At 61.0% G+C, this 7729-nt stretch carries 6 protein-coding genes; all 6 read right to left on the reverse strand.

What is annotated here, in order from left to right; translation table 11 throughout:
• A partial coding sequence (locus I8N66_RS34660) for a cation:proton antiporter (protein WP_291164264.1) occupies positions 1-1213 on the reverse strand: 1213 nt, incomplete at its 3' end.
• 54 nt (positions 1214-1267) lie between these two features.
• Positions 1268-1846, reverse strand: coding sequence for an adenylyl-sulfate kinase (locus I8N66_RS34665; protein WP_291164267.1), 579 nt, complete (start codon positions 1844-1846; stop codon positions 1268-1270).
• Between the two features lie 23 nt (positions 1847-1869).
• Positions 1870-4050, reverse strand: a complete 2181-nt coding sequence (locus I8N66_RS34670; RefSeq protein ID WP_291164270.1) for a pyruvate kinase — start codon at positions 4048-4050, stop codon at positions 1870-1872.
• 95 nt (positions 4051-4145) lie between these two features.
• Positions 4146-5150, reverse strand: coding sequence for a hypothetical protein (locus I8N66_RS34675; RefSeq protein WP_291164273.1), 1005 nt, complete (start codon positions 5148-5150; stop codon positions 4146-4148).
• Positions 5151-5176: 26 nt separating this feature from the next.
• Complete coding sequence (locus I8N66_RS34680; protein WP_291164276.1) at positions 5177-5992, reverse strand: AAA family ATPase; 816 nt, start codon at positions 5990-5992, stop codon at positions 5177-5179.
• Positions 5989-7278: an O-antigen ligase family protein gene (locus I8N66_RS34685; protein ID WP_291164278.1), complete on the reverse strand. Its 1290-nt coding sequence runs from the start codon at positions 7276-7278 to the stop codon at positions 5989-5991. The genes I8N66_RS34680 and I8N66_RS34685 overlap by 4 nt, the downstream gene beginning before the upstream one ends.
• Positions 7279-7729: the final 451 nt, after the last annotated feature.

Raw genomic sequence — 7729 nt, forward strand, 5'->3', positions numbered from 1 at the left:
TGCGCACGAGCCGCCAACGAAGCCACAGGCCTGTGGCGAACGAGGTCAGGATCGAGGCAAGTACAAGGGCCGTGAACATGCGGCCGTCGATGATGCCAGCCGCGAGCGCCACGCTGGCGAGCACGATGCCCGGCCCGCCGCGCGTGTTCATGGAGATGCCGTAATCGAGCGCCCTCGCCCAGTCGCAATCGGCAGCTCTTGCGGCCAGCGTACAACTCACAAGCTTGATGGTCGTCGTCATGCCGATGAACAGAACTGTCAGCCCGGCATCGAACTCCTGTGCGAGATTGAGCCGTTGACCCACGAGCGCGAAATAGATCGGCACAAAGAACCAGATCGCGATATCGGCGATGTGTTGTTTAACCGGAGCGAGATGCCGCGAAGGAAACCGCGCCATGACGAGACCGGCAACGAGCGCTGCGAAAACGATGTTCACGTTCAAAAGGCTCGCCCCGGCGACGAAGATCAGACACAGCAGCATGGTGTAGCCGGTGAAGGGCGCCTCGCTGAATTTGCCGATGATCCATCGCCGGAGCGCCCTGACGACTGTGGGTGCGAAAAACAGTGAGGCGAGCACGAAGCCGAGCGTGATGGCGACCACGCGGCCGATGCCGGCAGCACTTGCCGCCTCGCCATGCTGGACAGCGGTGGCGACGGCAAGGATCGTCCAGAGGATGAGATCCTGTATCGTCGCCGCACCGATAACGTTGCGCGCGAAGGGTGTCCCCATCAGGCCCAGATCGAGAAACAAGCGCGAGATGACCGGGATCGACGTGACGGCGGCGGCGATCCCCATCACCAGTTTGAACGCGAAGGGATCGCCAAGCTGGGTGTCGGCAAAAAACGAGGCACTCGCATAACCGAGCGCGAACGGGATCATCAGCGCACCGACCACCAGCGCCAGCACGATGCGGCCCGCAGCCCCACCGCCTTCGGCCTGAACCTTGAAGCCCGCCGTGAACATCAAAAGGACGAGACCGAACCAATCGCAGGCCGTCAAGAGGGCGGCCTGCGCCGGGAAGGCAGCAAACAGCGACTGATGTGCCCCGGGCGAAATCGCGCCGAGCACCGATGGGCCAAGGACGATGCCGCCGGCGATCTCGCCGATGACCCGCGGCATCTTCAACCGTTCGAACAACTGACCGCCGGCCAGCGCCGCAATGAGGAGCAGCACCAGCGACAGAAAGAACTGGGCAGTTTCGGAATCGCTCATGACGCATCCTCGACAATCGGCGAGACCGGGCAGCGACCCGTGCGGCTACGGATGTTACGCACGTCCGTCAATCCGGGTGTAGGTGGCAACGACACGGGCTGCGAGCTCGTCAAGCGAATAGAGTTCCGTGTCGAGGATGAAGTCGGGGTTTGCCGGTGGCCGGTAGGTGCTGTTGTAGCCGATGAGGGTATCGATCTCGCCTCGCATAGCCTTGCCGTAAAGCCCCTTCGGGTCCCGTTCCGCGCAGCCCTGGATCGAGCAGGCAACGTAACCGGTCGTCAGGTTTATGACGTTCTTGCGCACATAGGCACGCGCATCCTCGCCGGCCGTCAGTGCGGCGACGACCACATGAAGGCCCGCCTCCGCCGCCTTGTTCGCCAGATGCGCGAGAATGGAAACGACTTGCAGCCGGCTTTCCGGACCAAAGCCAAGCTGCGTGCCGAAGAAGCCCCGGACTTCGTCACCATCGAAGAGGATCGCGGGAATCCCGGCCGTCCTCAGATCGGCGACGACACGCGTCGCAAGCGTCGTCTTGCCCGCCGACGTGGGGCCAAGCAGCCACAGTACCGTTCCAGCCTGTATCGAAACACGATGGTGGCGCGTTTCGGACTGTAGATGTGTCCTTCCCTGCATGGTCCGTCCTCCCCTGTCTTGCCCTATTCCTGGAACAGTGCACGTTTCATCATCAACTCGGCCCGAACGACGTCTTGTACCTCGGAGCGCATCATCCAGTTCGGCAACGCTTCGCCGGCCCTGAGGGCGCGTCGGATTTCCGTTCCGCTGATCGGACTGGCCGTTCCGCAGGCGCTCAGGTCGACGTAGCGTTCGGACTGGGTGTCGTAGCCGACGGCATCGAAGAAGATGGGCTCGATGCCGATGTCGCCGAGCTCGCCGAAGAGTTCGCGGCCGGCATTGACGCCATAGAAGTCACCGACACCCGAATGATCGCGCCCGACAATGATATGGCTGCAACCCATGTTCTTGCGGCATATCGCGGTGAACACCGCCTCTCGGGGACCGGCAAATCGCGGATAGGTGATGAAGCTCGCCAGCACCACCTTTCCGGCCGGGTAGATGCCGTAGTCCAGCATCGCCTGATAACCGTCGAGGATCACGTGTGGCAGGAAATCGCCGCGCTTGGTATGCCCGACGATCGGGTTCACCAGCAAGCCGTCGGCATAAGTCCGTTCCAGGGCCTCCAGCTGAATCCTCTCGTGACCGCGATGGACGAGATTGCGGCTGTGGAAGGCGACGACCCGGGTCCAGCCCTTGTGGGCAAAAACCGTCCGCAACTGCGAAGGGGTGAGGTCATAGCGCCTGCAGGGCAAGAGCAAAGGCTGCACGAGCGTGACATGGCCGGCGAGGAAATGACCGCCGCGTGCCAGCACGCGCGCAACACCGGGATGCTCGCGGGACTCCGTGCCGAACCATTTGCGTGCCAGCACCTCGGGCTCGAATTCGAAGGTTTCGGATACATCGAGTACCGAATGCGGCGCGCCTCCTTGCGCGGTCAGGAGGACCCGGTCGCCCTTGGCGTAGCGGATGGCCGTCTCTTTCGGCACGGCGAGGAGTACCGGCATCGTCCAGACCGGCCCACCGGGCAGACGCTTTTCTTCCAGAACGCTCTCCAGGCTGGCCCTGTCCATGAAGCCGCGGATCGGCGAGAAGGTGCCGCGGCAAATCTGCTCGACGTCGGTCAATTCTTCGTCAGGGACCGTGATCGTCGGCAAATGCTTAATGTCGGGGATTTCGGCCGGGCCCGGCGCCTGACAGACGAGGCGCCCGCCATGCGGCTCGACACCCGGCATCAGGGCGGATGGGCGCACGCGGATGGGACGGCCGCCATTGTTCGTATTCCGCAGGAATTGCTGGGCAACCTTTGCCACCATCCGCGCGCAATTGACCGGATACTGACCGATCGCGGTCTCGGCCGCCAGCACGAGGCCATCGGCGCCATCCGCCAGCGTGTTGTAGATGTCGTTGACTTCGGCGCGGGTGGGTGTCGGCGCACTGGTCATCGATTCCAGCAGGTTCGTTGCGACATAAGCTTTCGCGCCATGCGCCTTTGCCTGGCTGATGATCATCTTCTGGATTGCCGGGATCTGCTCGATCGGAACTTCGCGGGAGAGGTCGCCGCGGTCGATGAGGATGGCTTGAGATTTTTCGGCAATGGCTGCCAGATGGCGCAGTCCACTGAGGCACTCGATCTTGGAAATGATCGTCGCGTCGCTGCCGGCATGGGCGCGGACCACGTCGACGTCAGAGGCGCGATGAGCGAAGGACAGCGCAAAGTGGCGAATTCCCATCCGGCGACCGATGGCGATCGCGGCGATGTCCTTGTCGGTGAGCGGCGGCATCTCGATCGTCCGCTGGACCGTTACCGCCTTGTTCTGCCCGATCTCCCCACCGTTCAAAACCCGAAGGACCACTTCGTCGTCGCGCTTCTCGACAACCTGGGACAGGACCGCATTGAAATCGATACTGACGAAATCGCCGACTTCGAGCTTGTTGACGATATAGGCTGGGTAGAGACTGATGGCGGACTGGTTTCCCGTAACCGGCCGGGCATGCGCCGTCAGGAACCGATTTTCTCGCACCATCACCTTGCCGTCGGCAAATGGCCCGGTGCGAACCTGGGCGCCTTCCGTATCCAGGCAAAGCGGCACAGATGTCCGCTGCTTGATGTAGCCAATGATCCGCTCGATGTCCTCAACCTTCGTGTGTGAAAGATTGAGGCGCAGCAGCGACGTGCCTGTGCGCTCCAACCAATGGATCACCCTGTCATTGAGGGATGCGGGACCCAGAGTGCACAGCAGCTCGACTTGTCTTGCTTTCATGGCTTTCACCTTCGGTCGGTTAAATGCGTTGAAGGTCTCAACTGCGCTTTTCTCGCGCTCGATCTGGCGCATCTCGGGCATGCGCACTGCATTCGTCACAGTTCATCATCCGCAAAGCGGGGAATGTCCTGGTGAGCGCTGATCCACTGTCCCCGCGCCTTGTTCCAGTAGTCGCGGGCATCCTTGCCGGTCAGCAGAGAAAAGCTTTGGGGTGGAAGCGGCAGCTCCGGCGGGATCGGATCATCAGGAAGCCACAGAAGCGTGTTGCCGTGGCTTTCGAACATTCTTTGCCAGGTGCGTTCCAGCCGCCGGAAACCCCGCATCTGCGCTGACGAGAAGGCGAAAATGGTGTCCGTGATTTTCAGCTTCGGAGAGACGTCCGAGGCTTTGACGGGGGATTGGTGCGTAATGTCACCCTTGGCCAGGAAGGCCTGCATCCGGATCAGCGAGCGGTCAATCGCAACGACTTGGTCACTCCCGTCACGATCATTCGAAGCCGGGTCGAGACTTATTCCCGAAAAGCAGCCATCAAACAGGCAATCCTCGATGGTGCCCCCGAGCAGGTAGTCATCCTCCACCGCATCGTCCCGGATCTCGCTGAGCCAGCAGCCTTTGAGGAGGAAGCCGTTCGCCTGGTCGGTAAGACGGATGCCATCCCAGCACCGGCGTGCCCGCACACCTTCAATTGTTGGCCGCGTCGTTCCCTCTTTGACGAGAAGCCCGGCACTGTTGCAGTAGGTGTTCGCCCAGTCCGACTGAAGCGGCACTTCACCATTGATGCGCCCGCCAACGAAATGAACGCTGGGGCAATTGCGAAGGACGATCGGATAGGGATTGACCGGCCGCATACCGATATCGCAGCCGAGGACTGCGTTCGGAGCGGTGTTTCGGCTGTTGGCAACAGTGAAGAGCGCCCGTGTGGCATCGACAGTGGTTTCGGGCGGGAGGTCGCGAATGGTCTTCTGTGCATAGCCGTATTCGCCGCTCAGCACGATCCGCGTACCTTCCAGATCGTCTTCATTGACTGAAGCCCGCCGTTCACTTGTGGCCCCTGACCCAGCCAAAAACACAAGGGCGGGACCGGCGCCAGCGAGGCGCATGAAGGACCGGCGATTGATGTTCACGGTCAATGGTTCCTCGGTTCGATGGAATTGTGCCTGCGCTCATAGGCCAAAAGCACGGCTTGCAGCGTCTTGTCCGCTACCTCCTCGGGCGATACCGAGGCGGTCATATCCACGACCGCGAGCATGGGCAGGGTGTGCGATGCGTTCTGTAGCCTCCAAAGGTCGGCGGCAATCGTGCAATAGGCGCGCTCCGCCTTGCTCCAGAGAGCCCCCTCGCCCGTCGGCGTTTCACGCTGAAGGCGAGAAGCGCGATCGTCCCGGCTTCGAATTCGATTTCGTGCAAGATCGATGTCACCGCGCAAGTCGACAAAGACAATGTCGTCGAGCCCGATGGCGGCCATGACATCCAGCCAATGCTCGGAGGTGCCTCTATGACGGCTCCTCAGCAGAACCGACCAGAACCCCTGCAGCAGTCCCTGGTCAAGGACCGTGACATTGGCCCCCTTCGAGCGCTCCTCGGCCACGTAGGCGGCAACCGACCAGAGGCACCAGGTCCAGCGCAAGATATCGACAGGCGCCTCCTGTCCGTCTTCGGCAACGAACTTTGCCATGCGCCTGGCCATCGAGCGAAAGTCACTGTTGCGCAGTCTTGGCAGAACGAGGTTCAGGCGACTGAACTGCCGTGCAACGAGCGCCTTGTCTTCCCATGTCGCTCTCTTTTCGTCGACGACAGCGCCGGTGCATCGCAACCGTTCCGCCAGGAGGCGGGACGCCGTGGTCTTCCCGATACCGGGAAGGCCGAAGAACTCGATGAAACGAATTCCCGACGGCAGCGGGTACCCGCCGACACTTTCCGGATCCACGGCGGTCGCCCTCATATCTCCAACGTCCGCACCGCGGGCGGCATGGCCCCGGCGTAAATCACGCGGCTCGGTTCCGGTTCTGGCGCCGGCGATCGCTGCATGCTGCGATAGGCAACCAGCAGCGCCAGCGGGATCCAGAAGAATGGCGCGGTCGAGGGGCCAAAAGAATCGCTCATCTGGTTCGCGACCAGATAGTTCCAGACACAGACCGCCGACCCGAGCAACATGACGTTGGTGTTGGTCGCATATCTGCTTCTACCGTGTCCCATCAAAGTGGGAACCACGGCACTGACGAGGAATATTGCAACGAGCAATACCATGACGGTGATCAGTCCGACGCCGGGCACGCCGAGGGTGCGAAAATACTCGATGAACAGGTTGTGGCTATGGGGCGCGATATCGCCGATCGGCTGTCCTGCGCCGACGCCTGTGAACGGGTGTTGAAGACCGAGGTTGATCGAGATGGTCCAAAGCCGCTCGCGCGATACCATGGAATGGGCCTCGCCGCCGGACATCTGGGTCATCAACAGCCGGTATGCCCGCGGATTGAGAGATTGCAGAATGATGAGCGCCGTCTGCAGCACCAATGGTGCTGCGATCACGCCGGCAATCACCGTCAATGGCCGCTGCCTTCTGACCGCGAGGTAGATCGCATACAAGGCAAAGAACAGTCCGAGCCCAGCGACGCCGACGACAAAATTGGTCTTGGAGCCTGATTTCACCAGACCGAGAAGAACCGCGATCATGCAGCCGGCAAGCAGCACTCGATGTTTGCGGGTCGCGACCAATCGCGCGGCCACAAGCGGCAGCCCGGCTGAAAGCGCGATCCCCAACTGATTTGAATGTTTGAAGTAGCCTTCCGCCCGGTCTGCAAATTTAGCCCCGCCGAGGCCAATGACAACGAGGCAGGCCGTTGCGACACTCATGACGATCATCGCCGTCACCAGCCGGTCGATCAAAACCTCGCCATTCTTCCTGGTCGACAGGGCCGCGATCGCCGGGATCGTGGCAAACCCGAAGATCTGCGCGAAAATCGCCCGCATGGCCCGCATCGGATTGTCGGCATGCAGCATCGACAGAAGGGACAGAATGATGATCAAGGCGGCGGTGGTGAGCAAAGCGGTCGCCAAGGTCGCTTCGGTGCGGTGAATTCGTTTTCCGAGCTCACCATAAGATGCCACGCCGACGACTGCGCAAAACAGCGCCAGCAAGAACGAAAGCGAACCGTCCGTCCCGGCAATCCGTGTGGCGCCCGGAAACCAGATCGACGCGATCAGCAGGAGAAGTGAGATTTGAAGCAAGGGACGCTCGGTCGACAAAAGCGCACGGTTCTATCAAGCAGGATGCTTTGGGCAGGATGCTTTGAGCGGGCATTGCGTTGCGGGATGAGATCGCCTGCAGGCGCCAGATTTTCGCAACCGCCGACGGCTCACGGTAACGCGTGAGCCAGACTGATCTAAGAATGATATTGAAAGGAAATTTTTAGTATGCTGCCGCACTGCAGGTGAGTATTGCCTGCATTTCCAGTGCGTTTTTCGCATTCAGCGCCGATCGGATACCATCGGATCCTCACGCGCGAGCGCAGATTTACCTATACGCCTACAATAGACGGAAGCCTTTGCTTATGCAAGCGCACGTGCTTCCGGAACCGCTTTGCGGCAACTCTAAACGCAGAAGACCATAGACTTTCGCTTTTGGTCTCCTGCCAAGCCTGACACTCCACTACACATCTCTTCAGCGCTGTCGTTGGCT

It is taken from the genome of Ensifer sp. SSB1 (genome assembly GCF_016652895.1).
In the GTDB taxonomy this organism is placed as follows: Bacteria; Pseudomonadota; Alphaproteobacteria; order Rhizobiales; family Rhizobiaceae; genus Ensifer.